The sequence below is a fragment of the Maridesulfovibrio frigidus DSM 17176 genome, from assembly GCF_000711735.1.
Classification (GTDB): domain Bacteria; phylum Desulfobacterota; class Desulfovibrionia; order Desulfovibrionales; family Desulfovibrionaceae; genus Maridesulfovibrio; species Maridesulfovibrio frigidus.
This window is the reverse complement of record NZ_JONL01000002.1, coordinates 290,955-317,556: the sequence shown is the minus strand read 5'-3', so window position 1 is coordinate 317,556 and position 26,602 is coordinate 290,955. Positions and strand designations below refer to the sequence as shown.

23 protein-coding genes are annotated in these 26,602 nt (G+C 42.1%); 1 reads left to right on the top strand and 22 read right to left on the bottom strand.

Going from position 1 to position 26,602, the window contains the following annotated elements:
• Nucleotides 1–54: 54 nt before the first annotated feature.
• A complete protein-coding gene (locus BR06_RS0105680) occupies nt 55–2,046 on the top strand; it encodes a hypothetical protein (RefSeq protein WP_031481005.1) in 1,992 nt (663 codons plus the stop codon).
• 38 nt (nt 2,047–2,084) lie between these two features.
• Here BR06_RS0105680 and BR06_RS0105675 read toward each other — a convergent pair whose 3' ends face one another.
• The 22 genes from BR06_RS0105675 to BR06_RS0105570 all read right to left on the bottom strand — a co-directional run bounded on the left by BR06_RS0105675 (nt 2,085) and on the right by BR06_RS0105570 (nt 26,381).
• Nucleotides 2,085–3,515: an FkbM family methyltransferase gene (locus tag BR06_RS0105675; protein ID WP_031481003.1), complete on the bottom strand. Its 1,431-nt coding sequence runs from the start codon at nt 3,513–3,515 to the stop codon at nt 2,085–2,087.
• 26 nt (nt 3,516–3,541) lie between these two features.
• Nucleotides 3,542–4,306: a TylF/MycF/NovP-related O-methyltransferase gene (locus BR06_RS0105670; RefSeq protein ID WP_211252466.1), complete on the bottom strand. Its 765-nt coding sequence runs from the start codon at nt 4,304–4,306 to the stop codon at nt 3,542–3,544.
• Nucleotides 4,299–5,246, bottom strand: coding sequence for a radical SAM/SPASM domain-containing protein (locus tag BR06_RS0105665; RefSeq protein WP_031480999.1), 948 nt, complete (start codon nt 5,244–5,246; stop codon nt 4,299–4,301). Before BR06_RS0105665 ends, BR06_RS0105670 begins: the two co-directional genes overlap by 8 nt.
• 116 nt (nt 5,247–5,362) lie before the next feature.
• Nucleotides 5,363–6,508: a class I SAM-dependent methyltransferase gene (locus tag BR06_RS0105660; RefSeq protein WP_031480997.1), complete on the bottom strand. Its 1,146-nt coding sequence runs from the start codon at nt 6,506–6,508 to the stop codon at nt 5,363–5,365.
• A 125-nt stretch (nt 6,509–6,633) separates the two neighbouring features.
• Nucleotides 6,634–8,070, bottom strand: a complete 1,437-nt coding sequence (locus tag BR06_RS0105655) for a B12-binding domain-containing radical SAM protein (RefSeq protein ID WP_031480995.1) — start codon at nt 8,068–8,070, stop codon at nt 6,634–6,636.
• Nucleotides 8,071–8,093: 23 nt separating this feature from the next.
• Entirely contained in the window at nt 8,094–8,939 is an 846-nt protein-coding gene (locus tag BR06_RS0105650; RefSeq protein ID WP_031480993.1) for a sugar nucleotide-binding protein, read from the bottom strand.
• Between the two features lie 20 nt (nt 8,940–8,959).
• Nucleotides 8,960–10,027: a radical SAM protein gene (locus tag BR06_RS0105645; RefSeq protein ID WP_031480991.1), complete on the bottom strand. Its 1,068-nt coding sequence runs from the start codon at nt 10,025–10,027 to the stop codon at nt 8,960–8,962.
• A gap of 105 nt (nt 10,028–10,132) precedes the next feature.
• Nucleotides 10,133–11,146: a sialidase family protein gene (locus BR06_RS0105640; RefSeq protein WP_031480989.1), complete on the bottom strand. Its 1,014-nt coding sequence runs from the start codon at nt 11,144–11,146 to the stop codon at nt 10,133–10,135.
• Between the two features lie 5 nt (nt 11,147–11,151).
• Nucleotides 11,152–12,285 carry a UDP-4-amino-4,6-dideoxy-N-acetyl-beta-L-altrosamine transaminase gene (pseC, locus tag BR06_RS0105635; protein WP_031480987.1) on the bottom strand — a complete coding sequence of 378 codons (1,134 nt, stop codon included), beginning with the start codon at nt 12,283–12,285 and terminating at the stop codon, nt 11,152–11,154.
• A 3-nt stretch (nt 12,286–12,288) separates the two neighbouring features.
• Entirely contained in the window at nt 12,289–13,260 is a 972-nt protein-coding gene (gene pseB, locus BR06_RS0105630) for a UDP-N-acetylglucosamine 4,6-dehydratase (inverting) (RefSeq protein ID WP_031480985.1), read from the bottom strand.
• Nucleotides 13,261–15,216, bottom strand: a complete 1,956-nt coding sequence (locus BR06_RS0105625) for a glycoside hydrolase (RefSeq protein ID WP_034602878.1) — start codon at nt 15,214–15,216, stop codon at nt 13,261–13,263. It lies immediately after the preceding gene.
• Nucleotides 15,217–15,218: 2 nt separating this feature from the next.
• The gene (locus tag BR06_RS0105620; RefSeq protein WP_031480981.1) at nt 15,219–16,454 is read right to left on the bottom strand and encodes an ATP-grasp domain-containing protein; all 1,236 of its coding nucleotides are present in this window, start codon (nt 16,452–16,454) and stop codon (nt 15,219–15,221) included.
• A gap of 3 nt (nt 16,455–16,457) precedes the next feature.
• On the bottom strand, nt 16,458–17,684 hold the full coding sequence (locus tag BR06_RS0105615; protein ID WP_031480979.1) for a methyltransferase domain-containing protein: 1,227 nt from the start codon (nt 17,682–17,684) through the stop codon (nt 16,458–16,460).
• A gap of 2 nt (nt 17,685–17,686) precedes the next feature.
• The gene (locus BR06_RS0105610; protein WP_031480977.1) at nt 17,687–19,225 is read right to left on the bottom strand and encodes a TIGR04372 family glycosyltransferase; all 1,539 of its coding nucleotides are present in this window, start codon (nt 19,223–19,225) and stop codon (nt 17,687–17,689) included.
• Nucleotides 19,226–19,239: 14 nt separating this feature from the next.
• A complete protein-coding gene (locus BR06_RS0105605; RefSeq protein WP_084154036.1) occupies nt 19,240–20,172 on the bottom strand; it encodes a transketolase family protein in 933 nt (310 codons plus the stop codon).
• Nucleotides 20,172–21,008, bottom strand: coding sequence for a transketolase (locus tag BR06_RS0105600; RefSeq protein ID WP_031481767.1), 837 nt, complete (start codon nt 21,006–21,008; stop codon nt 20,172–20,174). The genes BR06_RS0105605 and BR06_RS0105600 overlap by 1 nt, the downstream gene beginning before the upstream one ends.
• A 57-nt stretch (nt 21,009–21,065) precedes the next feature.
• Complete coding sequence (locus tag BR06_RS0105595; RefSeq protein ID WP_031480973.1) at nt 21,066–21,815, bottom strand: SDR family NAD(P)-dependent oxidoreductase; 750 nt, start codon at nt 21,813–21,815, stop codon at nt 21,066–21,068.
• Between the two features lie 6 nt (nt 21,816–21,821).
• Nucleotides 21,822–22,745, bottom strand: coding sequence for a class I SAM-dependent methyltransferase (locus BR06_RS0105590; protein WP_031480971.1), 924 nt, complete (start codon nt 22,743–22,745; stop codon nt 21,822–21,824).
• Nucleotides 22,745–23,824, bottom strand: a complete 1,080-nt coding sequence (locus BR06_RS0105585) for a PseG/SpsG family protein (RefSeq protein ID WP_051676935.1) — start codon at nt 23,822–23,824, stop codon at nt 22,745–22,747. The genes BR06_RS0105590 and BR06_RS0105585 overlap by 1 nt, the downstream gene beginning before the upstream one ends.
• Nucleotides 23,817–24,500: a pseudaminic acid cytidylyltransferase gene (gene pseF / locus BR06_RS0105580; RefSeq protein WP_031480967.1), complete on the bottom strand. Its 684-nt coding sequence runs from the start codon at nt 24,498–24,500 to the stop codon at nt 23,817–23,819. Before pseF ends, BR06_RS0105585 begins: the two co-directional genes overlap by 8 nt.
• A 2-nt stretch (nt 24,501–24,502) precedes the next feature.
• A complete protein-coding gene (locus tag BR06_RS0105575; protein ID WP_031480965.1) occupies nt 24,503–25,186 on the bottom strand; it encodes a phosphocholine cytidylyltransferase family protein in 684 nt (227 codons plus the stop codon).
• A 19-nt stretch (nt 25,187–25,205) separates the two neighbouring features.
• Nucleotides 25,206–26,381 carry a CDP-glycerol glycerophosphotransferase family protein gene (locus tag BR06_RS0105570; protein ID WP_031480963.1) on the bottom strand — a complete coding sequence of 392 codons (1,176 nt, stop codon included), beginning with the start codon at nt 26,379–26,381 and terminating at the stop codon, nt 25,206–25,208.
• Nucleotides 26,382–26,602: the final 221 nt, after the last annotated feature.

Here is a 26,602-nt window from a genome sequence, read left to right as displayed (position 1 = left end):
AAGATGATTTTTGTCATTGTTTGAAATAGGCTCGGTTTTTTTTAAAGGGTGTTTATGAAGTTAATTAATTTAGGGCTTGAGTACTTAGCAGATGATAGGATGCCAGATACCTACTTGAATAGTCTCGAAGACTATTTGTCTACTCTTCCTCAAAAAAGAGTGCGAGTAGCTGTTTATGGAATGGCTGAGGCTGGGGTAAAGATAGTAGACATATTTAAAGATTCTACTTCGGTCGAGCTTGTGGCTGGCTTTGACATGTGTTCGACTATTGTTAGTAAACACATTGCCATGGCTAATCCTGCTAATATTTCAGAGTTTCCTGACCTAGATTTGATAATCAATACTGCTCCACCCCAATTTGTTTTTGATGTATTAAAAACAATCTTTTCCCAAAATAGCAACTTATCTGTTTTGAATCTTTATGATATTTTTTCATACGTTACTGACGATAGAAACTGGGATTTTTCATACAAAATCTTAGTTAATGATGTTGGATTAGAGGGTGATGTTGCTGTTTTTCATAAAGAGGTTGCCTCTGTAATTAACACTAGGATCGATGAAAAGGTAAAAGAAAGAAGATCTAGGCAAAAAAAAACACGCGAAGAAGCCCTAAATAAGCTTGAATTAGAAAAAATGTGCCTTGGTAAATACCTTGAAGGTGAACTTAGGAAAGCAATAAAGGATCCTAATTCTAAAATAGAGAAATTAATTAATCTTGCTGAAAATTATCCTTTTTATGCCATTGCAAGAGATGCCGCGGCCTGCTTACTCGTTCAGGACAGTAAATTTAAGGCTGCTTTGGATGTTTTTGAGCCGACTTTACTCGAGTATCCCTGTTGCCATTTTTCCTTGACCAAACTCGCAGAATTGAAAGCTTTATCAGGAGATCTAGTCGGAGCTGAGACGTTTATCTCTAGAGCATTATATTTTTCTCCAAACTCTACTGAATTGCAGGCTGTAGGCCAAATGATTGAGTCTGGAGATATTTCGTCTATTCTGGATAAGTGGATGAGGAGAGATGTTTGCCCAGAATTTAAGAACAGGAAGGTTCGCCTTAAATGTTCGACGCCAGTCTGGGGGGAAAGTTATATAAAGATTTTTATGGAACTTGGGTTACGATCTCTTTTAGCTTCAGGAAATATTCCCCATGCTGCGAAGGAGCATGATTTAAGCTATACAATTTATACTCGCGAACAAGATTTTGAGTGCATTAAAAGCTATCCTGAGTGGAAAACACTAAAGAGCCTGATCCCTGCTGAATTAATATCCATTGAATCTCTTGTAGAAAAAAATAATTGCGGAAGCAGGTCTTTTTGTAAGTATTCATTGATGACACTATGCCAGAATGATGCACTTGAACAGGCGTACAACGCTGGAAGTGTTGCTTTTATTCCTATTGCAGATTTCATGTTCTCGGCAGATTTTTTGAGAGCTGCTTTGCAAAAACTAGATACTGGATACGATATTCTATTAGTTAATGGGATACGAGTGCGGCATGAACCTTTTGTTGAAAAGATTGTGCCTAAATACAACTCAGAGACTTCTTTAGATATTGCTAGTGTTGAATTATTTGCGGAAGGTGTTCAATATATCCATCGATATAGTGCTCAAGCTATGGATGAAAACTATACTCCTTTATGGCCAAGTTATTTCCTGCGGAAAAATAGTGATGGGAATTTTATTCATAACATGTTCGGCAGCAATCCTTTGTTTATTTATCCACAGGAATTGCTTAAAATTGATTCTACTCTCGATGCCGATTTGCCCTATAAAGTTACCGATGGCGGGTTAGGTAAGTATGCTTATTCTGATGAATCTGAAGGAATGTTGATGTTTGAAGTTGTCGCTGAAGACTCAGAACTGGACAGGTATTGTGATAAGAAGCGGTCTTCAGCATTCGCATCCTACTGGATACACGGGACAACAGATCCTATGGCGAGGTTCTTAGGAACCCGATTGATGGTATATAAAAGTTCTCACTGTGAAGTTGAACTTGGTGAGGAATATTTCAAAGCTGTCGAAGATACTGTCAAACTGGTTTTATAGCTTGGAAAATCTCTTGCACGGCAGATCTAATATTGATTTTATGGGATAAGGGGATTTCTTTTGTAGTTTTGTTTTTTCCTTTTGTCTTTTAGCAAATTAGCAACCATTTCAAATCCATTTTCAGATAAGAAAGATTCTATTTTAGATGTTTCTGGCGAATCAGTAGGAACCCAGTGCCCCGTAACAAATATGTTGTCTTCAGTTATCCCAAGTTCTTTTAGTTGAGCCATTATCTCTGGGGTTTTATGTGAAGCAGTTATTAAAACAAAAGAATTTTCTGGAACACTCCTAATTTTATTTGCAGGAGAATGTTCGCTATCTTGGATTGCATTGTCAAAAAAGTATTGAACTTTAATTACTGATTTTATTTGAGTTGAAATCTTTTGATTAAAGCGTGTATAGCTAATAACTAAAATATTGGGAACGTTCTCAGCAATAGCTTTCTTAGTTAGTACATCTAAAACATTCAGAAGTCTCTGATAGGAATCGTGATCGACCTCATCTTGATTTTTACTGAATCGTCTAAGATTTGCATTTTGAGGAAAAACCTCGTCGAAACTTTGCAACATTTTATATTCGGTAGTGCTAGCAATTTCATAAAAAGAATCTAAAAGTTCTTTATAGGGGATGTTTTTTGTTTCATCACATGAGGGGAATTCTTTTGCACTTCTAAGGCTTTGTATTGTGTATTCTGTGTAGCCGTATACCAATGCGGCATAAGCTGTTTTATAAAGCCTGGTAACTGCTTCCTGTCCTGAGTTTTCTTTAAGAATCGCATTAATATCTTTTAAGAAAAAAGTGTCTGCATATGTTTGGAAGCCATCTCCGCGAAGGCCGACTGATTCGCGATACATTGAGCCTTTGCCGAACTTTAAAAAGCAACAAAAGATAAATCCATTGTCATTTAAATAATTAGCAACATGCCCGAATAGTTTCTGGCCCTCATAAATAGGCACAAATTCGACTTCACAGCTCACAGCAATGGTCTTACTCTTTAGACAATTAATACTTCCTTCAAGAACATCGTAGGAAGCTCCTTGTGCATCAATTGAAAGAATATCAGGTGCGATAAAATCATTATCCTGGGCAAGAATATCCATAGACGTACAGCTTAGTTCAACTTTTTTTATGTTCTTTACTGTATCGCCAAGTCTAAAGTCCATTGGCCCATACAAAGGGTAGTCGTGATCAAGATATAAGTCTTTGAACTTACTGTTTAAATCGAATATCGAGTTCGTTGTTGGGTCAACGTTAATATTAAATTCAACCTGTTGTTTTTTAGAAAAAAGACAATAAGGTAAAACCTGTGTTGTTTTTTCGTCTGTTTTTGATTTTATCTGCTCAATGCATGATTCATCTGCGTCATAAAATGTCCAGATAGAGTCCTTCTGGAAAAAATCATGCTTTAGCGAAGAGGTTGCCCGGCGCCCACCTATATGGTGAATCGAATATTTATTTTTACTTAACATGTATCTTTTCCGTACTAGGGCTGTAATTATTTTTTAACAACAAATCCTGAAGGAACATTTGTCCAGCTTAAAGTTTCTATTCTGATCTCAGGCTTGTCAGCAAAAAAATCGTCTACGGCTTTTGTCTCTCCTGGCCATTGTGGAATGCTATACTCGTCGAAGAGCATTATGCCTCCGCGGCTAAGGACCGGCCAAAAAGCTTCGAGGGCAGCTTTGGTTGGAGCATAGAGGTCGCAATCAAAATGGATTAATGAGAACCTAACTCCTGGATTATCTAGCACGAATTGAGCTGCGGTTTCTTCTAGCGGACCTTTGACTAGTTTTATTCGTGGTTTTTGTGGTATGAAGCGATCTTGATCAAAAAGTTTAATTGCATCAAGTAGTTCCTGATAAAAGTCTTTAGGGGAAAACTCACCAATATTTTTGTGTGCTGCGTCGTCGGCTTCGCCATCTTCTGGTGAGAACTGTGTAAAACCTTCCCAATTATCAAATCCCCATACCACTTTTGTTCTATCTCCGACACAGTATGATTCTAGCAAATTAGCCCACGTAAAAAGGCCCATGCCTCGAAATACTCCCAGTTCAGCGATATCTCCGGGGACAGTGAGTGTTTTTTTAAAAAATTCCGAATGTGCCAAAAATCTTTTCATCCATTGTCTTCGTCCTAAAACCATCCAGTGTTTCATTGCGTCTAGAGGGGTGAAATTATGTTTCTCGCAATGATCAGAAATTAATTCTTCAATTTTACTATCACTTAAAGTTTTCCCGTCTCCATCAAATTTATTAATCATTTGTCCTCTCTAGACTAAAAAGTTCGTATGCATCAAGGGGCTTTTCTTTAGCAATATTGGGAGTTACATATTGGTCGAAAAAGTCATCGTCCTCACCTAGCAGGCAGCGTGGGTGTGTTCCTTGAAACCACTTACTTGTCATCAAATCTTGTCTAGCTTGAATAAGTGATGTGTCTTTAATATTTCCAAGTGTATATTGGCAAAAGTTACACGGTAATATTTCACCGCTTGCTGTGACTGCCATGAAATATTTACCCGCAATGCATCGGTCCTTTTCCGAGAATTTATAAATATCTCTGCCGATATGACGTCGTCCGCTAGGTAAAAGGCCCTTACTAATATAGATGTTTTTTAAAAATTTAGCTTCGTCGGGGGTAATACGAATATCTTTTTTGCCTTCCCACTTGCCTACGGGCATTGCAACCTGAACGTCCACGCGAACATCAAGTTTCGATGCTATTTCTAATATTTTCTTAAAGTTAGCGTTCTGTAAAGAACCTCTGGTTACTACTGTTGAAATGGAAGAGTGTAAGCCTTCGGATTTTATGTTTTTAATGGCAGTAATTACTCGGTCATATGCTCCGGGCATGCGGTTCGCATCATGTTCTTTGGCAAAACCAGAGTCAAGACTCAACCCAATTTTGTCCACATCAAGATTCTTGAGCTTACGAATCATTTCGATGTCCATTTCCCATCCATTAGACATTACATTTATGTATGATTCTTGTGGATAAAGTAGAGGAATAAGTTTTTTTAATCTTTCAAAGTCTAGAATTGCCTCTCCACCCTGGAGTATATAGTGGGATGCTCCGAGTTGGTATGCTTCGTCGCAAAATGTCTTAAACTCGTTAATTTCAACTTCTGGGATATGCTTAAACGTTGAAGCATAGCAGTGCTCGCAATTCATGTTGCACTTGTTTGTGACATCAATCGCTATCATATGCAGATGGCCCCTGTTGGGGTCTTTTTCTCTTTTGTGAAGCTTTGGCTTATTTTCGTACATAATAATTGTGGTTGTTAAATTGTGTTATTGCAGTCAATGAAATGACTCCATTGTTATTGTGGATATTTAAATTCAATATCAGGACGAGTTTTCTGTAGTCTCGAACAAATATCGCGAGCTATACTATTTGGAAATGGTAAATATATCATGCTGTTTGCAGGTACCATTTTTATACTCATGACTACAGCGCCCATATGCTTTTTACCTGTTTGCGACAGATCTTCATCAACCCAAAAGAACGATTCGCGTTGCAATGAACTTGCAAGCCATGTACCAGATATTGCCGTTCCGAGAATGCCTATTTTGCGATTGCTATCAAAATCTTTTAGATCATCAAGTATATTTGTAAGCCAAGAATTGTGTCTATGAATTAGATCCATATTCTCTTGATAGTAATTAATAATTTTGGTTGGAGTATCAATATTGTCATCACGCTGTGCAAGTACCCCAATTTCTTTAGAGTTCCATGCATTGGAGGAAGCAATGATTTTAAATCCAGCTTGTCGCATAAGTTGCTCAAGCGTGCTCAATGTAAAATATGAGCAATGGTCAACGACAGCAAGGTCGAAGGGATTAACTTTCAGGTCGCCCGTCTGGATGAAAACAACTCCTCCATCATGCAATTTATCCTTGATAGAACGCAGCATTTCGACAGGCTCAAATAAATGTTCAATGACGTATAGCAGTGAAATAAAGTTAAATTTTTCATCAATTTTTTCGAAATTTTGTGTGTAATAATTGCAGGCTTTGGGGATGCTCATGATTTCTGAACGAAGATCTTCTTGTTGATCGCATCCAAACAAATCCCATCCATTATACATTTCAGAAAAACACCGTAAAAATTGCCCTTTACCACATCCTATATCTAGTATTTTCCCTGTCGCTGGGAGTGTAATTTCCTTAGAAAAAAGATTTAGTAGTCGCTTATTCCGGGATATTGGCATTCCATTATCGTAGACTAGTTGTTCTTTAGCTTCGCTCAATGGATATGAGTTGTATTCAGAGTATATATTGGCAACATCCTTCAGCCAACGTGAAGTCATTTTTTTTTGAATGTGTCCACAGTCGCGGCATATACAAAAGACTCCAGAGCAAGGCCAAGGGTTACAGTCAGATGTCACGCCTTTAAGTTGAATTTCTGGTAGTTCTTCTACTGATGGACTTAGGCAGAGTGAACACTTACGAATAGCATTGGACATTATATCCTTTTGTTGCGTTTTTTTCGACGTCAAAATTGCTCAGTTAACACATATATAATGTTCTTATTCATGTGTATTGGTTTCCTAAATGTTATTTTAGGATTATTATCTGCCTTAACATCTCTCTACGTACTTATATTTTCATGTGCTCCGAGTAGAGTGTCACGCCTAATTTTAAGCAGTTCTTCTTCTGTGATTCCCATGATGTCTGCTGTGTTTTTAATCTTTTCCGGCGTTTTAAAATTAATTCTATCCCATTCGTATGTCCGTAAAATGGTAAGGTCATTGATTGTAAATTCATCACCTTCAATTTGTCCTGAGTGCCATGAGATATTTTCTACAGAAAAATCTTTTTTAAAACTGTTGTGTTCAACACATAAGTCCCAAAGCTTCGTATGGCGCATGGGGACAGCCGCAAAAATTTTTGTGTAATCAGTTTCTAATTCTTCCGCATATGAAATGGTTTTACGGATTTCATCCCAAGTCTCCGTAGGAAATCCGACAATGAAAGCCGCACTAACGTATATACCTTTTTCCCTGGCAAGCTTGACCATTTTTTTAGCATGATCAAATTTGATGGGCTTACCGATGATTTCTTTGAGGACTCGTTGAGTCCCAGACTCTATCGAAATAGACATGTATTCGCAGCCGCTTCTGTGTATGAGGTCCATCAATTCTTCATCTAACATAAAAACAGCCGTAGCTATTGATGACCATGGCATTGCTAGGCCGCGATCAATCATCCCTTGCAAAATGTCAATTCCGCGCTGACGATCAGTAAATAAATTGTCATCATCAAAAATTAGTGACTTAATACCATAAGTTTCTTTGAGCCAAGCTATTTCATCTAAAACTGAATTTGCACTTCGGGGCCTAAATTTAAGGCCCATAATCTTTTTAACCTGACAGAAACAACAGTTTATAGGGCATCCTCTTGAACTGATGATCCTTGCAAAAGGAAAGGCTCTTGGACCATCAACGCTTTTTCTGGGGGCGCTGAGAGTATATTTTTCATAATCTATTAGGTGGTATGCTGGTAACGGAAAATCATCCAAGTTCTGAACGAAGTCAGCTCTACCATTATTAATAATTTTGCCATTTTGTTTATATACAATACCTTTTGCAGGTAATGGCCCATTTGATAGAAGGTGCTTTATAAGATCGGTAAAAGCGACCTCTCCTTCTCCATAAATGACATAATCAATATTATCATCTTCAATGGCAGTCTCAGGGTCAACTGTCGCATATACTCCACCTAGAATAACTGATGCTTTTGGGAGTAATTCTTTGGTGATTGCAGCGCATCTATGTCCGGCTGCAGCGAATTGATCCATTAGGACTGTAAGTCCAACCACATCTGGTTTCAATTGTAACAATTTGTCTTTAAATTGTTCTTCCGTTAAATTTTCAGCATAAGCATCAAGGATAGTTACATCGTAATCATTCTCAATAATCGCAGCTAATAAACAAAGGTTATATGGTATGATGTGCCAGAGTATTCGCTCATCATCGGCAGCCCAGTTATAGTTGGGAATAATTAAACAAACTTTGGATTTATTCATGGTTATTTCTCCTTGGGATCTTATTAAGTTGCGGCGTCGTATGAATTTTTTAATTTTTTAATTAATTCTTTTATTCTAGGAAAGTGCCAATCAATTGTTGTTTCAGTGCCGCTTGCTTCTAAGGAAGAAAATTTCGGAGTGTAGCTGATGTTAAAGTCTTTACTGCATCCTTTCACAATGAGAGTTGTGTCAAATCCAAATTCCATACATAAGGCCTTTGCGAAATCATAATAACTGACTTCCTCTGGCGGAGAGCAGTGGTAAACATTTGTTTTCCTTTCTTCCATTAATCTGCATGTAACAAATGCCGCGTCATTGACCATGACTGGGGCAATAGATAAATCCGTGAATGCTGTAATGCTTTTGCCGTTAACCAATGAAGTTATCCAGTCGAAAATAAGCCCAGATTTATACTCTAGGAGTTTCGAGTATCTTATAACCAGCGCGTTGTTTTTGCTATTTAGCAGGTAGTTTTCCACCTCGACTTTTTGCGATCCGTAGCTTGTTTCAGGGGACGTCAGTTCGCTGCATTTTGCGAACTGAACATCTCCATTAAAAACAGCGGTACTCGATGGGAAAACTATTTTTGTTCCTTTTTTCATCAAACTATTCGCAAGCTGGACAGTGTTCGTAACATTTACTTTGTAAGCTTCAGCATTTTCTTCACATGCTTTATAGCCTGTCACTGCGGCCGCAATTACAGCCCAATCACTTTTGGGGAGATTGCTAATGTCGGGCGTATGACTCAAGTCGAGTTGAAGCTTTCGATCTGTTTTACGAGAAGTTACAAATATATTGTGCCCTCGATCTCTAAAAACCTTGGCCAAGTTTTTGCTAAATGTTCCTTCACCAACAATTAGTATGTCCATAATGTACTCTGTAAAATGCGTTAGACGAAGACTAAATGGTTTGGATCAGCTCCTAAGTACTCATGGATCAGCATGTTTTTGGCATTTGACATACAGTGATGGTTGCAATCTCTACTGGGCATAATATTAAAGAATTTATCGCGTCCATCGTACCAAACATCTTTGAATCGTTGATCTTTTATTGAACCTAGTACTCCACAGCCGAGATTGTAGGCTTTGTCATGGCAGGAGTATATTCTCTGATCTGCTCCAATAATTGGCAGTATTTGTAGATATGGACACCAGTCATAGTTTTTTTTGAAATCTTCACCGCTATAGTGATAAGCGTCGAATACTTCGAAAGAATCGTCTGCAAGTTCTTGCATTGCGCGCTGAGCTTGGGCTTTAATTGTTTCGAATATAGGAGCATGATATGCATTGTTTTCTTTGCCGCTATTACTAACAACGCAATTTGAAAATTTGATGCTGTTAACACCTAAGTCTTTAACTTTTTTGGCCATTTCAAAAACATGGTCAGCGTTATCTCTGTTAATAATGTAATTGACCCCTAAGAAACATTTTCCGCCAAGTTTCTGGAAATTTTCAATGTTTGTCATGACTTTTGAGAATTCATCTTCAGGAACACTTCTGAATTTAGCATAGCTTGGGCCATCCCATCCATCCATGGATACACGTACCCATGTTCCATGCTTGGCAAAGACTTTAGCTGCTTCTCCTTTTAGTAATGCCCCGTTTGTTAACGAGGCAATGCTTATTCCTCCATCAACGAGTGATTGTGCAGTCTCAGCTAAATGTGGATAGCAGAAAGGCTCGCCGCCTCCACTGAAAGTGACCGCTTTAACTCCCATCTCAATGCAATCTTCAACTATTTCAGCCATTTTGTTTGACGGTATCTTATCTTTAATCACCATGTCTTGCCCAAGCTGCATGGTTTCATCACGGTAAGCACAGTATGAGCAATTATGGTTACATACATTCGTAGGTTTAATACGGATGTGGATTGGTGCTTTTATCTCTTCAGAATCACGTGTGAGAGAATCTATTTTTTCTTGATAGTGGAAAACCTTAAGACTTGTGTATAGCTTCATTAGAACCTCTTTAGTTATTGAATAAAGTTTTAAAAAATATAATTTATTAAGTTTGGTGTCTCTGTGCCACTTTACTGTAGAACTCTTACAATTAGAGAGTTAAAGCTATTCAGTTGTAAGCAATATTCGTTCCACAGTTGGAGCTTCATACTTTCTAGAAATATAATAAACCGCCACAACCTGCCCTTTAGAATTCAAAGCCAAATCTCCGTATCCCCCGTGAAATCGTCCACCTTTGTACCATGCAAGAGTTTCGGGCCAACTCCATGTTTCGCCGTGATCCCGTGATATGGAAAGGGCTACGCGGCATTTGCGATTCTTACGGATCATGCCCCGGTAAATCATCAGGATGGATTCGTCCGGCATAAGTAATAATGCCGGGGCTTCGCCATAAAGTCCGATAGGCTCAGGGGCGGACCATGTGAGTCCGTCATCATCCGAATGTGATTTAAAGATTCCCTCGTAACATGGCTGTTGTCTTATCAATGCGACAATTCTGCCGGATTTTAGACGTACAATGGACGTTTCATTCAGTCTGTAATTCTGGTCGCTGAATTTGAACATGAATCCTTTGTCAGAAAATTCCATGGTTTCTGGATCGAGTCTGAATGTGCCGCTTCCCTGTCCGTTATAAAACGTCCCTATTAATTTTGTGCCGTCGAGTGTGGGAATTAAATGTCCGAAGGATGCCCATTCTCCCGGAGGTAGATTGAGCGGTTTCCGCTCTTGAAACGTAACGCCGCCATTTGAGCTGAGTGATAAATAGTTTTCTCTCAGCTCGGAGGAATGCGTGCGCGTAATTAACGCAACGCGGTTGTCGCCCAGTGCCGTGACAAGTCCGTCATGCTCGTTCGTGTGATCCGTGGCGTGGTTGATGACTAATTCAGGCTGGTCAAAATTTTGTCCATCATCACTTGAACGAGTGGTGTAAACATCCCCCGCCATTCCGTGATCCATGACGTTGCGCAGACTTGGGTGGATGTTTACAGCTCTACGAAAGCCTACAAGTAAGTCGCTTCCGACCTTTGTTATGGTCGGGAAGGATTGGTAGCCATCCCATTCAAGCGGTGTGATACGTTTGGTATCTAGTATTTTTACTGAAAGTTTTGGGCGCTTCATATTGCTCATGAACAGGCTTTAAGAATGGTATCAAGTGCTTTGGCGCAGGAATCAACCTGCCGTTCTGTCATTCCGGGATGTAACGGTAGAGTCATAAGTCCTTCGTAAGCTTCTTCTGCAACCGGGCAAAGTCCGGTCCCTGTTTTGAAATTATTCATATAATATGGATGATAATGCACAGGTATGTAATGAACATTAACGCCGAATCCCTGGTTGCGCATTTCTTCAAAGGCAGCTTTTCTCTTGTGAGCTGGAACTTTTACAACATAAAGATGGAAGGCATGCTGAACGCCTTTTTTAATTCTAAGGGGGGTAATCTCGTAATGATTTAGAAATAGAAATCTGTATTTGGCTGCATATTTACGGCGTATTTCTAAAAAATTATCCAGCTTTTTTAGCTGGCTGAGCCCAAGAGCGCACTGGATGTCAGTTATGCGGTAGTTATATCCTAACTCCTGCATCTCGTAGACCCATGTACATTTTTCTAAGCGGGCGGAGGCATCAATATTAATACCGTGACTGCGGAAAGATCGCATTCTTTTAGCTAGTTCTGGGTCGTCCGTAAGAGCCATTCCACCTTCACCTGTGGTTATGTGCTTTACTGGGTGAAAGCTTAGTACAGAAATATCAGCTAGCGAACCGGCTGTGTTGCCGTCTTCATCTTTTGCACCGATAGAGTGGCAGCAGTCGCCTACAAGCTTGAGATTGTGCGCTTCACAAATGGATTTAAGAGCTTTGTAGTCGCAAGTCTGCCCAGCGTAATCGACAGCAATGATTGCTCGTGTTTTTTGTGTTATTTTCTGGATAACGCTTTCGGGGTCTATGAGTAGGGTGTCCGCGTTAACATCTGCAAAAACCGGAGTTGCGCCCATGTACACTACGCAGTTTGCAGAGGCGGCAAAGGTCAGTGGGGAGACGATGACTTCATCGCCGGGCTTGATTTCAAGAGCATGCATTGCTGCGTGTAGAGCTGCCGTTCCACTTGAAACTGCAACAGCTTCTTTTACTCCGATGTACTTTGCTACACCGTTTTCAAAATCTGTGACAATTGGGCCAGTTGTAAGCCAATCTCCGCGCAGGACTTTAACTACTTCGGAAATATCATCTTCATCAATAATATGCTTGCCGTAAGGAATCATTTTTTACACCAGATTAAGTAAGTCTTCTTTGCTGAGCCACTTATCGTTGTTGTCAGAACTGTATTCAAAATCCTCTGCTACGGCTAACCCTGAACAATGTGATTTTGCTCGCTCAAAAAAGCGGTAAGCAGGTTGAATTATGTAATAATCTTCAAACTCAAAAGTGTTGCGTGCCTCGTTCATGGGAACCATGATTTCGTGCATTTTTTCGCCCGGTCGTATCCCCGTAATATTCATTTCACATTCAGGGCAAAGGGCTTTTGCCATATCGTCTACGCGCATGCTTGGTAATTTTGGAATGAAAATTTCGCCCCCTTGCATCACTTCAAGGCTGTTGACGACAAATTTAATTGCGTCATCAAGGGTGATCCAGAAGCGGGTCATGGCGGGATGGGTAATGCGTACTGTACCGGTTTCTTTTGCTGCCAGAAAACGAGGGACAACGCTTCCTCTGCTGCCAAGTACGTTACCATAGCGGACCACTGCAAACCTTGTTGAATCCTGTCCTGCATAACTGTTGCCGTTAATGAAAAGTTTGTCTGAGCAGAGCTTCGTAGCGCCATATAGATTTACTGGATTGGCGGCTTTGTCGGTGCTGAGAGCTATTACACGAGATACTTGTTTATCAATTGCAGCCTCAATAATATTCTGAGCCCCGAGGATGTTGGTCTTAACAGCCTCATAGGGGTTGTATTCACAAGCTGGAACTTGCTTTAAAGCTGCTGCGTGGATGACAATGTCGATTTTATTGAATGCCCTGCGCAAGCGGTCCGCGTCGCGCACGTCCCCGAGGAAATAGCGCAAGCAAGGGTAATCTTCAGGAGAAAATTTTTGCTGCATTTCATGCTGTTTAAGCTCATCTCTGCTGAAAATAACAAGCCTTTTGGGATGATATTTGTTTAGTGTCATTTCAACAAATTTCTGACCGAAGGAGCCTGTCCCACCAGTTACTAAAATTGATTTGTCATTAAACATTTATACGCTGCCTGTTTTTGAATTCGGCTTAATGCTGAATCCGGTAGAAAAATTATATTGATCATCGCCACATGCCGAATTAGTGCACGTTTCATCCATTTCCTGCATAGAAAAGGATACCCGCACAAATGGAGAAGGCGTCGTTTGACGGCATGTTAACATAGCAATAAATGCATGTTCTCGCATTATGGGAGTAATTTCGAGAGATCTTTCTTCTCCCCCAAGGACCAAAGATGAATTGGTCATTCCCGTTGCTTGGGAGGACGATACCAAAAAAGATACATTATTGCTATGGTCAAAGGTTTTCCCTTTTAAGGAGAAAGTCTCGCTTTTCCCTCCATTTGCGACTTTGTAGAACAGTCCATCCGATCTTAACTGGTCGGTCATTAAAGTAATGTGTCCAAGCCTGATAATTCCTTGTGGTCTTGCTGTAAAATTGAATCGGTAAAGTATATCAATCTGCGGCTTGTCCTTGTGGATTCTAACGGCCTTATCAAGGTGTCCCTGATGAATTTCAATGCCGCATGAAATTTGTGTGTATTCGTCCAGTTCCAATATCTTGGGCGCGATGTTGCAAAGATCCGTTTCCTTCGGACTTCCGGGCCCCTCAATTATCAGATGACCGGAAAAGAAGTCCGCGCCCAAATCAATATCATTAAAATAGCCATGTTCCTTCGTTCCGAACAAAGGGATATGACCGTGATCAGCAAAGCCGGCTTTGTGTATAGCCAGCCCTTTTGCCGTGTTTAAAGTAACTGTTGTCGATGGTGTTTCGATGGATAAAAGGCGTCCCTTGTGGTTAGAATTGTCACCTTGAACATCAAATTGCGGACCTCCTACCGAAGCTCCAACTGACTCTGCTAGTTTGCTCAGCCTTTGAGTCATACTATTAAATCTGCCTTGCGTAATATGTGTTCGGAAATCACTGGACCAGCAAAAGCAAAGCTCCTGCCATTTTTCTTCTGTAGAGGCGATAGACTGATCTGCCTTTTCCAAAATGGCGGCAATGGCGCGGCATAGCGAGTTTATAAAAAAGTCATTCTTTCCGCTTACCGCCCAGCGGGTTAGATTATATTTGCTCTGTTTTTTTACAGGCACAGGCTGCTGGGCTGAACTTAAAACTAGTTCTCTTCCTGCATGCTTGTGATCAAGGTCGTTCAAAACTTGAGAAGGCAAGTAAAAATTATGGTTCCTATCGCGCAGAGCATTAAAAGCTTTTGAAATACGATTCCATTCGCTTTCCTCGCTTGGTACCGCTTCGGTTTTGTATCTCCCCGGTCTGAAATCAAATATTTCTGCGTCGTTACCATAAATGGGCAGCCAGCCGTCGCCTGTACCCATGTTCTCTATATAATCTAGGTACTCAGGTAATTCCAAGTCGCCATGTACGAGGCGTTGCAGCTTCTGGAATATCATGGAGCGGCTCCATATAATGGGGATAGATTCCCCGAAAACTCCTAGCGCCCGTTGCGGGAAATGTTGAAGTCGAGCGTCCCAATTTTCTGCAAAGCGGGCAGGATTGTCATAATCCATGAATACGCCTTCGTATCCGGCCTCGAGGTAATGAGCGACAAGGCCCGCGGACCATGCTTGCTCATTCACGAGCGCAATTACGGGAGTTAGGCCTAAAATTTCTTGATATACTTGGTTGCCGATTCGAAGGTTTGCTTTATTCACAGATGCTGGAACAAGAGGGCCGATTACCTGCCCATATCCGCTACCTATGAATTCACATTTTTTGGAATTAAGCAGGCTGCTAAATTTGTCGATCCATGCCGGATCAAGCTTTTGGATTATTTCAAGAGTTATGGCTGACGCTTCAATCCCAAGTGGAAAAGCTTCATCTTCGATGAGTCTTAATAAAGGCCAATAGCAACGTTCTATGACTTCAGGCCTGCTTTCTACCGGAATGGAGGAGAACATCAGATTGAGATGAAATATCGCAAAATGTTTCATGACTAAATTTTGTTTGTAGTTATTTTGATGCAGTTGACGGCTTTTTGGGCGGCTATAAGCGCATTCTCACGAGTATCTGCAACTGCGATTACTACTCCTGCGCGGGCAGGGTGGCTGGTTGTCGGAGGAATGGTTTCGCCTATCTCACATCTTATTTCAACCATGCGGAGCCCTTCAATCTTTTTGGCTTCTTCTACTCCGTCAATGGCGACAACTTTGCCGTGCTCTGGGAATAGGTAGCGCTGGGCGACCCCTTTTTGATACTCAGGAATCATTTCTTCGGGCGCGGGCGTTTCTCCCATGGCCAGTTTGATTGCTACTCCTACAAAATCCACTCCTGTATTCCACGGTATTTCGTGCGAGCAAAAATATCCACCCGAAAGTCTAGCCGCCATTTCAATAACGTATGGCTTCCCGTTGTGAACGACCATGTCCCCTTTTGCGACACCGTGATCAACACCAAGAGCTATCGCTGCTTTTCCGGAAAGATCTTTCACCGCTGCTTGGATGTCATCCGGTAGAAAGGACGGTAGCTCTCCACCATTTTCGATTATGTGGGGCGCAAACTTATCTAAAAATTCGTAGTTTCTATCTGAGAATCCGGGCGTGTAAGCCTTTCCACATACCACAAAACCTTCGGTGCTGATCTGTGGGCCATCAAGGTAGCTTTCCACCATGACGCGTTTCGTGGGAGACTCGTTTTGCGCTTGTTCAAAGGCCCATTCAGAGGCGGGCATTTTATCTGACCCATAAGTTAGCCGTAACACTCCTCTGGCTCCGCGGCTGTCCACAGGCTTTATCACAAGGGATTCTTTGCGCTCGCTAAGGATTTGCTCCAATTCTTCGGCGCTGAATATCTCTTTATACCAAGGAATGGGTACACCCACTTCTTTGAAGCGATCTTTCATAGCAAGCTTATCGGTGGCAAGGGCTGCAGTTTCTGTGCTGACTGCGCGCAATCCAAACTCTTTTGCGACAGCCGCAACTGTATGGGGAGCGTCAACAGCCGCGCACATAACGCCATCAGGCTTGGCCCCTTTTGCCGCCCATATTTTAAGAGCAGCGACCGTTTTTTCGGGAGTATAAACGCATCCGATGATAGATTCATCTGCATGTTCAAAGCCGGGCGCGTCTGGGTTCAGGTCAGTGGCTACCACGTATATACCCATTTGCTTAGCCCTGGTTATGGTTGGGATAGTTTCAAGTCCTGCTCCGACCATGATTAAAATCTTTTTCATTTTTTATTCCGGTTTTTGGCAGACCATAAAAGTGTTTTGCCCCTTTGAGTCGTCTGGGAAAATGACTCGTCCCTGTTTAATTCCGATAATTTTATGAATGTCAAAATATCTGGAAGCAAGCTCCGTAATTTCATCTATAGAAAATTCCCTGCGGTGCTGAGAGTTAACCGGAATGTGTCCTAGGCTGTTTTGCGGTGTACTTAAAATAAGGAATCCTCCGGGCTGTAGCACTCGGTACATTTCCGCGAAATATGGAACGGGATCAACGTGCTCTACCGTTTCAAAGCTTGTGACCGCATCAAAGGAGTTGTCTGCAAAATCGAGCGCTGTTGCATCGGCTGTTTGGAAAAAAAGATTGTCAGGATTCTCACTGGCTGCCGCCGCATTTTTCACCGTTTCTGCGTCAAGGTCAGCTGCGATAACAGAAGTTGCTTTACCTGCTAGCATGCGCGCTCCGTATCCGGGGCCGCAAGCGCAATCTAGTATTTCTGCTTGCGGAGTGATAAAATCAAGCGCAAGTTCATAGTGGAAAGTTAGCTGATCGCCAGCTTTGATGCCTTCGTTTTTACCCACCAGCATTCTACCTTCAACGTATACTCCCTCTGCAATTTTACGGCATGTTTTAAGCCAAGAGTCTGCAACATGGGGGTAGTCTGTGTAGTGAGCTGATTTGAAATTGTCAGTGTTTTTGAACATGAAAAATTTTGGATGGATCTTGAAAATTCCAGCGTCCGGTAATTCGCTGAGCATGGCAGATACTTTTTTCAGTGCGCTCAGTCTGTATACATCTGAGGTGAGCTGTATTGGAAAATCGTCCGGCATTTTCATGCAGTCCAAATTGTTTTGTTTAGCAGATTCCAGCATGGAGGCACCGTGTTTCGGTAACCATCCAAAATGCAGACCATCTACACGAAGAACCAGAGTGTCATCCTCCAAACCTTCAAGAGCCGCGATCATGCGACCTAATGGACTGGCATCGAATCCGTAGTAGACGCTTATTGTATTGTCTGGAAACATAGACGGAAGATCATCCAAGCGTCCGCCCCTATCGAATTCAGGCGCAATTATTCTAATGTCCGCATTAGGAAATTCTTTCAACCCATTCTCAATAGTAATGGCTACAACCGGGCGGCCGTCAATTTCGTTCATGCACCAGTCCGGTGCTCCGCTCCATGCTCTGGATGCAGCTTGTACTAGGATTATGGGAGTGGTTGTTTTATCCTTATGCATGTTTAGAGTAGTTCCTTTGCGTATTTACGCAGAAAGTACGAGCTTATTGGGGTTTTAAACTGGCTATTATATTTAGAAACGTTGAAAGAAGAATGATATCTTTTTTGAAGTTCAAGATCTTCAGGGAGGACCTGCCAAGTTCCTTCCACCCTGTGATGCATTTCTTTGACGGCTTCCATAAGTTCATCTTCCGTATTGTCGATAAGTTCTATGTCGGAATTTGCATATCTTTCTATGGGCCAAAGACCAATGCCTGACTCAACAATTTCTTTAACTTTCAAGAATCGTTTCTTTTTTTTAGACCAGTGAAGTTTGAATAAAGCTTGATCTTCTGGAGAGCAATATTCAATTATTTCAAGTCGTACAACATTAACTCGAAGGCAAGGAACTCTAAATACGTTCGCTACTTGTTGTACGCCGCTTTGGATTCCTACGAAAAACTTACATTTTGCCGTCAGGTAAATGTCCATAAAGTCCGAACGTTTTCCACTTGTGGCATAATCGACGAAGTTAGGGTGATTTACTTGTAAAGGTTCTTTAACAATGCTCCCCATTCGTAAAACGTTGTAGTTCAAGTTAAGAAGCTCTTCTACTCCTGACTTAAAACAGTTTATTTCCATGTCACGACAGTCTTGCATGTCTGAATCATTAAAAACCGGAAAAGATTGCTCGAGATATGCAGAGTCACGTCCAAAAATGCATACATGTTTTTGGGATTGATTTAGCCCCATAGATTCCATTTCCCTCTGGGCACGTTCTTCTTGTTCTGAAGTAAATTCAATATGGTTTTCAGTTTGTTGAATTACACATTGGGAGTCTCGAACTGGTTTCATCACCTGAGTGTTCAAAATTACTTCGTGCTCAGGGGTGAGATTAAATCTGCGGAGTGCATCAAGAACATATTGGTTTTTGGCCGAAATATTCATTTGCAGAGAGTACAACTGTGCAAGGGTTTTGTTGGCAACTTTTCCATCTTTGAAATAGAAAAGGTCATACTTCTTGTTGTGATATCCGAGATCTGCTTCAGATAAGTATATTTCGCATTCTAAGGCTAGATGGCCTAGGCGACTTGAATACAATTCTCCTGCCCGAATTTTGATAAAAGGCTTGGCAGCCTTAACCAAAAGAGCAATTGCTCCCAAACCAGCCCATTTTGCGATTTCTTTTACTAGAGAAGGGGTTGGTAATGAGTCCGTTACGGATTCGTTATTTCTAACAGATATTTTGATTTTAATATCTTTGAAATTTGAATAGAATTTAACTGCATGGACCACATTATCATGATCATACGTCAGTCCACAGACTATGACGACCTCATCCGGCCTAAAAGCACACATTACTTTTACAAGCGGCCAGAGGAAAGGGTGGAAAGAACCTCTAAAATAGGTCGCACTCGGAACATTGTAGCCGTTTAAGTCTCTGTACGGTACAAGGATATGTGTTTCATTATTGGTATGATCAACACTTTTTAAGTATTCTTCAATATGGCTGTGCTGAGCGCAACCTATGATGAGTAACTTCTTTTTTCTATGTGTAGGCATAGGTGTAGCTCTGCTTAAAGTTTCCGGCTAACAGCCTTGCGCACTGCCTTAACAATATCATCCGGCATTAGCCCGTATTCTTTTGCAAGGTCTTCCGGCTCGCCGGATGCTCCGAAAATGTCGTTTACAGCTACGCGTTCAACTGGAGCAGGGCAGCCTTCGCAGACTATTTCCATAACAGCTCCGCCGAGTCCACCGTACTTGTTGTGATCTTCACAGGTAACGATTGCGCCTGTCTCTTTTGCGGCTTTGATTACAGCGGCTTCGTCCATGGGTTTTAGCCATGACATATTTAATATGCGGCAGGATATTCCTTCTTTTGCAAGAACGTCCGCAGCAATAAGTGCGCGGTGAACCATAACGCCCACAGCCATAATGGTTGCATCGGTTCCTTCGCGGAGAACCTGTGCTTTGCCGTGTTCGAAAATTGTGTTTTCGTCAAAAACATTCGGCAGTGGACTGCGCCCTGTTCTCAAATATAATGGTCCCGTATTATCGAGCAAATATGGCATCACGGCCTTAAGTTCTATTGGGTCGGCAGGGGAGACCACGCTCATCTTAGGAATGCTACGATAAATGGCGATGTCTTCGAGTGCCTGATGAGTTGCCCCATCTGGACCAACATCGAGTCCTAAATGGCTGGCTGCTATTTTTACATTGAATTCCGGGTAAGCGATGGAGTTACGAGCCTGTTCAATAGCGCGCATGGAAGCAAAAACTGCATAGCAAGTAACAATCGGGATAATCCCTGATTCTGCGAGACCTGCCGCCATTGAGAACATGTTTTGCTCTGCAATTCCGCACTGGATGAATCTGTCTGGATAAGCTTCGCGGAAATGGTAGGTTCCGGTTCCGCCGGCTACGTCTGCGTCAAGAACTACGAAATCGTCACGCTCTGCCGCGAGCTCAGTTAATACTTTACCGAAGGCGTCTCTCATATTTTCCATTATATTAACTCCTCGCATCCGCATTCACGCATGGCGCATTCTCTTTCTTTTCCGGTGGGGCAGAGGCTGCCGTGCCATTTTGGTACATTTTCCATGTATGAGATTCCTTTACCCTTAATGGTATGCGCGATGATCATGGTCGGCTTGCCTGTCATGGCTCTAGCACGGGTAAATGCGTTCTCAATCTCGCGGAAATTATGACCGTCAATTTCTATCACGTGCCATCCGAAAGCTTTGAACTTATCATTCATAGGCTCAATGGCAGTGATGTTGGTATTCAGGTCGTCACTTTGAAATTTATTGTAATCGACGATGGCAACCATGTTGTCTAGCTTCTGATGCGCTCCGAACATGCACCCTTCCCAGATCTGGCCTTCGTTGAGTTCTCCGTCACCAAGCAGCGCATATGTACGGTTCTTCCGGCCTGCTCTTTTGGCTCCGAGAGCACAGCCGAGTGCAAAAGAAAACCCCTGTCCGAGTGAACCTGAGTTGAATTCAACTCCCGGAGTTTTCAAACGGTCGGGATGTCCTTGCAGTATTCCGCCCGCGTGGCGCAATGTCTTGAAAGCTTCCTTAGAGAAAAATCCTTTTTCCGCTAATGCGGCGTAAAGAGATAGGCAGGAGTGTCCTTTAGAAAGAATGAATCTATCGCGCTCGGGATCGTTCATATTTTCAGTGGAGTAGTTCATTTCATTGCAGTAAAGCCAACTTATGATTTCTACACATGATAACGATCCGCCCGGATGGCCTGATCCTGCATGGCAGTTCATGATGATGATTGACTTTCTTAATTCTGCAGCAAACTTTTCAAGTTCGTCATACTTGGACACGCTCATTGTTTCTCCTGTCGATCTTTTGAAAACTGAATGGTTCAATTTGCAGTCTGAACTCGTTTAGAAATAAAGTCCGCCATTAACGTTGATCGTTTGTGCGGTGATATAAGAAGAGTCGTCGGATGCTAGGTAGACTACAGTGTCTGCTACTTCTGTCGCAGCTCCGAATCTCTTCATAAGTACATTTTCAGCGGCTTTTTGAACAGCCGGATTCTTGAGCCCTTCGTCTGCCATTTCGGAAGCGATAAGGCCCGCTGAAATGGTATTACAGCGGATGTTCCACTCTGCTCCAAAACGTGCGGCAACCTGTCCGAGGGAAATTAGTCCCGCCTTACTTGCTGCGTAATGTGCGGTCCGGGGTCCGCCATACTGTCCGCTGACAGAACCAATGTTTATGATGCTACCTGCGCTACTTTTTTTGAGCAAATCAAGGCAACGCTGTGTACAAAGGAATGGTCCTTTGAGATTCACGTTTAAAATTTTATCCCAATCGTCAGAAGTAATCTGGTCAAAATCTGTAGGGTTGTTAATTCCAGCGTTGTTGACCAGAATATCTAACCGTCCTTCTTTACCTGAAATATCTTTAACTACAGCTTCAACAGAAGCTGCATCACTTACTTCAAGCTTGAGGGCGCGCGCTTTGCCACCGTTTTTAATTATGGATCCGACAGTTTCATCCGCACTTGCGCTGTCCGAAACCCATGTGAGAATTACTTCCGCTCCGTTCTCAGCAAGTTTGGTGGATATGGCTTTACCAATTCCTCGTCCGCCACCTGTGACCAATGCTATTTTATTTTCTAGTCTACTCATTTAAATTTATTCCTTTTCGCTATTCTTTTGCGCAATTACAAGTACGGTTCGTCCCATTCCGGCCTCGGCAAAACAGCTGTAAAGTTTATCTAAAAAATCTTTGTTACCGGACTTGGTAAGTTTCAGTTCAAGCTCTTTACGCATGGCATGGCATTCACGCCCGAGCTTTGGATCATCCAGATAATTTTTCCCCATAAGCAGGAACAGTTCCATCGGAAACGAAATGTCTGAATGGCAGGGAGTAAATCCTACACGGGAGAGTAACCCTTCGAGGGACTCTTTATCAAAGTAATTAAGGTGATGGGGAGGAGCCACCCACCATGGGCGCACATCCATGTCTTCATTAAGAATCTTTTGGATGGGAGTGTATTCGTTTGGTACGCCGACAGCAATAAGTCCCCCCGGACGCAGAACTTGATTACATAGATCAAGCATGTCCTGCGGAGATGGCAGATGCTCCATGACATCGCCTAAGTGGACAACATCGAAAAGTTCCAGACTATCCGCACATTCTTTATCGAATACAGAACACGCAACATCAAGCCCTTGCGAGCATGAATAATCAGCCGCCTTATCGGATGGCTCGATTCCTTTTACAGTCCATCCGCGTTTTTGCGCCTGCCCGAGTAAGAATCCGTTACCGGAACCAATATCAAGAAACTTACCTGTTCCGCCTAAAATTTTTTCCAGAGTGGCGAGACGTGCATCATTGACGCTTTCAAGCCATTCTTTATCTTCTAGCTGATGCTCAAGCATGAGCGGCTTATCTTTAACATGGTAATCGTGTTTATAAATCTCACGCAATTCATCTTCGCTAGGGATTGGTATTATATGCTTGAAACCACAAGTGGTGCAGTCGATTACATCAAAATCGTCCATGCTGTGTAGTACTGCACCTTTGTGTTCTTTCCAGCTTTTTACATCGCTCACTATTTAAGCTCCAGTCTCTTCAGTATGGCTGTGCAAATGTTTGATGAGCCGTCTCCAATGCCTAGTTTCTCAGCATTGGAACTCATTTCAGACCGTAGATTCGCACTGGAAATAAGTTTGTGCAGATTTTCGATCAAAATTTGTTCACTGACAAGGTCATATCTGCCGAGTGAAATGGCTGCTCCTGCATTATGCAAGGCGGATGCCGAGCGTTCATGATCATCCGTTAAGCAGATCAATAATTGCGGAGTCTTACATGCGGCAAGCTCATATGCCGTCATGCCGAAAGATGCCACTGCCATGTCACTTTCCAGCATAAGTTCAGCCATTTCTTTTACGCCAGTGATTAGTTTTACTTTGTCACCGAGTTCTAAGGATATCCCCTTGATTTTGTCCAGATTTTTGAACATGGGGCCGACTATTACTTTTGCATGGAATGGCTCATTTAAAGATCGTAAAGCTAGCAAAATTTTAAGGGTAAGCTCAGCTGGGTCGCTTCCACCTGCGGTGATCAGCATTTCAGGCTGCGCAGAGGGTTTTGGGTGATGCGCAGGGCTAGCGCAGTTGGCAAATTCTTTGCGCAAAGGAATGAAGTCCCAATCACAAAATAATTCGCCAGCATAGTTTTCCCAATCAAGTTCTTTTACTTGCGGGACGGGCGGGTAAAAAGCCAAATCAGATTTAATTCTATTGGGCGTGGGATCATCGAGAGTGCAAATTAAAACGTTCTTACTTGATGCATCTGCAAAGAATGAATCTTCGAGCGGGATGAGTAAATCAAGAACTACTGCGGCTTCGTTTGAAAATTTGTAACTGCTAAAACAAGCCTCGTTAGCCACTTCGATAACTTCAAATCCGGCTTCGGATATTTTGTTTCGTGCAGTTTCGCTTCCTCTGAATACAAAGATACAGTTGCGGCTGTGTTCTTTAAATTCTGCGGCGAGTGCAAGGCATCTACTAACGTGCCCAAATCCTCGTTCTGGTGAGCCTTCACAGAAGAAGAGTATATTGCCGTGTGGGTTGCTTTCGCTTTCCACTTGCGATGTGCAGGATTGATCTTTTGAAGCTGGTTTATGCATCTGTTGCGAAGGCCTTGTAGAGTCGCTCGGCAATTTCCCAATCTTCAGGAGTATCAATGTCTACCGCCATATGGCGCGGTAGGAAATAAGGCAGGTTCAACCCTTCTGTTCTATCTGCGGGAAGGTCCGTTAATTCGTGCCAGTAAAATTGAGCAGCATCGTGGAAAAATGTAGGAAGATCTTGCGATCTACTTTGGCTGTATTCGGGGAAGGCATATGTCACGCCGCCCTGTTCATTAAGCTTAAAGGAGCGCAGTATCGGGTATGCAAATTCGGTCACGCCCAGAACACAGTTCGCCTTTTTCTCGCGCAGGAGCTTATATCCACCGCGAATACTCTCAGCCGTGACAAAAGGATTCGCGTAAAATTGGCAATATCTTTCGGGATCGCCAAGGTTTTCCCGCACCCAGTTAAGGGCATGTTCTATGACTGGCGCTGTTGCAGCAAAATCATCTGCAAGCTCAGCCGGACGCATGAAAGGAACTTTCCCGCCATATTCTCGTACTACTTCTGCAAACTCTTCGCTGTCTGTGCTTACTATAATATGGTCAAAAAAACCGCTGTCACGGGCGGCCTCAATGGCATAGGCAATTAGCGGCTTCCCTAGAAAAGGACGGATCGATTTTTTGGGAATACGTTTACTACCCGCGCGAGCGGGGATGATTGCGACCTGCATATCTATTGTCCCGCTGTTGTGAAAGTTGCCTGAGCTGAAACCCAATCTTCTTCGAAATCGACTTCGATACATTTGTGATCAGAGATGTCTACGGGCTTAATCTGAACACCGTCCTGAATTATCATCTCAATGGCTTTTTCGAAGTAATCGTTATCATCGCATTTGCGAAGTGCTTCTGCGTAAGTTTTGAGGTCGCGCTTGCGGATCATATTGATGCCGACCGCTTCGCCTTCTGCGTTTAGGACTTCTTTGGAAATTTCGTTGATGTATCCTTGTTCATTACGGGTATATTTAACTTCTTCTTCGCCGCATGATTTGCGGTCAACACAGACGAAATTATCATCTTTAATGCTGAGAATCTCACGAATAATTGCTTTATCAAATACAACGTCTCCGTTCATCCAGAGAATATCATCGTCTAAGTCTTCGATGGCGCAAAGCAGACTTTTAGACGTGTTCGTAATGTAGTAATTGGGATTGTATTTGTAGTAAACGTTCGGGAAGTTTTCCATGATTAGGGTCATTTTGAAGCCGACCACGATGATGATTTCAGTCACGCCAAGATCTTTTAATATTCTAACCTGTCTACCGAGAATTGTTTCTCCGTATGGCAGTACAGAAAGTGATTTCGGGAAAGGTCTGCTGAGTCTGCTGCCGATACCTGCTGCAAGAATAATAGCTTTCATGTTGTACGCCTCCGTTTATTTATAGATAGTTAGAAACTATATGCTCGCCAAGTCTTTTGGCTGCCTTACCGTCAGCATTGCTGAAAGATAAGTCCCTCAGTTTCTGTCTTACGTCCACGAAATCATCGATGTTTTTTAGCATTATATCTTCAAAGGCGGTATAGAGTTCGGCTTCGGTCATTACTTTTTTACCCGGAGTCATTGAATCGTAATCAAAAAGAAGCTCACGATTTTTACTGATATATTGCTCATAGTCATACGGGTAGAAAACCATGGGGTTGTCTACTAGTAGAAAATCAAAATATACAGAGGAGTAATCCGTTAACAACAGATCACAAAGGGGGAGAAGCGGGTATGCATCGCTCTTGGAATCTACCAACCTGATATTGTCGGGAAGAGTTACATTGCCCAGCGTGAGATATGGATGAAATTTACAGACGAACATCAGATTATTCTTTTTGCAAAATTCGGACATGCGCATCATGTCGATTGCCCCATCTTCAAATGGACCGCCTCCGGTATCTCTGAATGTCGGCATAAAGAAAATTACTTTGCCGCCCATTTTGCGAAATTTAACAAGCTCTCCGTATAAGTCGCGATCCGTATTAATCATGTCTAATTTTGTCGGACGGCGCTTGAAAATGTCATTGCGCGGGTAGCCAGATTCTATGAACTCTTTAGCTTTAAACGCTTGTCCGAAAGCTTTTTCCGTAAAAAATGGCGAAGTGGAAACTACTGCATCGTATCCAGAATATGCAAAGGATAGATGTTCGGCCTTTTCGGGAGTCATGTTCACGGTGGAGTTTATTTCAGGAAAGCCAATGGCTTTTAAGGGAATCCCGTGCCAGAGCTGAACCGTTTTTGCGCTTGAAAGCAGTGCCCACAGAAAATCTTGGTCTTTCCAACTGAAATCATCAGAAACAACTATGCCTGTTTTAGCCATAAGATCCGCGGATTCGGGGTGATTTACCCATGTTGCGGGCAACCCTTGTTCGCGCAGGATATCAGCTTCTTTTTTATCAAAGGCCATGAAGTGGCATTCCAGTTCTGGCTGATTTTTCACGCAATGCAGGAAAAAATATTTAACATTGTCCATGAAATGACTTCCGGCCCGTCCGAAAAAAATGGTGAGATTTTTTTGTTTGGGTATGGATGAAGCCAGCTTGCGAAGTTTTTGCATTTCATTTTGCTGCATGAATAAGTCTCTAGTGTGCTTAATTTGGTAGGTTTGGTTTAAAATCACTCAGTAAATAGGGAAATTTGCGACACAATGTGTGTTTTATGACACTTCGATTAAGTTTATTCAAAATAAATGCCAAAAACAATGGAAAGTTAATAAAGTACCATATTTCATGTGTTGAAAATATCAAGTGAAATTGGGAAGTGAAGGGTGTTTAGAATTGCAGGATTCTTTTC

Coding starts and splice junctions, on each gene's coding strand:
- BR06_RS0105605 (WP_084154036.1), bottom strand. CDS start 20,172: ATGGAAAATATGAGAGACGCCTTCGGTAAAGTATTAACTGAGCTCGCG.
- BR06_RS0105575 (WP_031480965.1), bottom strand. CDS start 25,186: ATGAAAGCTATTATTCTTGCAGCAGGTATCGGCAGCAGACTCAGCAGA.
- pseB (WP_031480985.1), bottom strand. CDS start 13,260: ATGTTTAATGACAAATCAATTTTAGTAACTGGTGGGACAGGCTCCTTC.
- BR06_RS0105675 (WP_031481003.1), bottom strand. CDS start 3,515: ATGTTAAGTAAAAATAAATATTCGATTCACCATATAGGTGGGCGCCGG.
- BR06_RS0105650 (WP_031480993.1), bottom strand. CDS start 8,939: ATGGACATACTAATTGTTGGTGAAGGAACATTTAGCAAAAACTTGGCC.
- BR06_RS0105595 (WP_031480973.1), bottom strand. CDS start 21,815: ATGAGTAGACTAGAAAATAAAATAGCATTGGTCACAGGTGGCGGACGA.
- BR06_RS0105625 (WP_034602878.1), bottom strand. CDS start 15,216: ATGAAACATTTTGCGATATTTCATCTCAATCTGATGTTCTCCTCCATT.
- BR06_RS0105670 (WP_211252466.1), bottom strand. CDS start 4,306: ATGATTAATAAATTTGATGGAGACGGGAAAACTTTAAGTGATAGTAAA.
- BR06_RS0105640 (WP_031480989.1), bottom strand. CDS start 11,146: ATGAAGCGCCCAAAACTTTCAGTAAAAATACTAGATACCAAACGTATC.
- BR06_RS0105610 (WP_031480977.1), bottom strand. CDS start 19,225: ATGCCTACACATAGAAAAAAGAAGTTACTCATCATAGGTTGCGCTCAG.
- pseC (WP_031480987.1), bottom strand. CDS start 12,285: ATGATTCCTTACGGCAAGCATATTATTGATGAAGATGATATTTCCGAA.
- BR06_RS0105620 (WP_031480981.1), bottom strand. CDS start 16,454: ATGAAAAAGATTTTAATCATGGTCGGAGCAGGACTTGAAACTATCCCA.
- BR06_RS0105665 (WP_031480999.1), bottom strand. CDS start 5,246: ATGATAGCGATTGATGTCACAAACAAGTGCAACATGAATTGCGAGCAC.
- BR06_RS0105660 (WP_031480997.1), bottom strand. CDS start 6,508: ATGTCCAATGCTATTCGTAAGTGTTCACTCTGCCTAAGTCCATCAGTA.
- BR06_RS0105600 (WP_031481767.1), bottom strand. CDS start 21,008: ATGAGCGTGTCCAAGTATGACGAACTTGAAAAGTTTGCTGCAGAATTA.
- BR06_RS0105680 (WP_031481005.1), top strand. CDS start 55: ATGAAGTTAATTAATTTAGGGCTTGAGTACTTAGCAGATGATAGGATG.
- BR06_RS0105655 (WP_031480995.1), bottom strand. CDS start 8,070: ATGAATAAATCCAAAGTTTGTTTAATTATTCCCAACTATAACTGGGCT.
- BR06_RS0105645 (WP_031480991.1), bottom strand. CDS start 10,027: ATGAAGCTATACACAAGTCTTAAGGTTTTCCACTATCAAGAAAAAATA.
- pseF (WP_031480967.1), bottom strand. CDS start 24,500: ATGCAGGTCGCAATCATCCCCGCTCGCGCGGGTAGTAAACGTATTCCC.
- BR06_RS0105615 (WP_031480979.1), bottom strand. CDS start 17,684: ATGCATAAGGATAAAACAACCACTCCCATAATCCTAGTACAAGCTGCA.
- BR06_RS0105570 (WP_031480963.1), bottom strand. CDS start 26,381: ATGCAGCAAAATGAAATGCAAAAACTTCGCAAGCTGGCTTCATCCATA.
- BR06_RS0105585 (WP_051676935.1), bottom strand. CDS start 23,824: ATGCATAAACCAGCTTCAAAAGATCAATCCTGCACATCGCAAGTGGAA.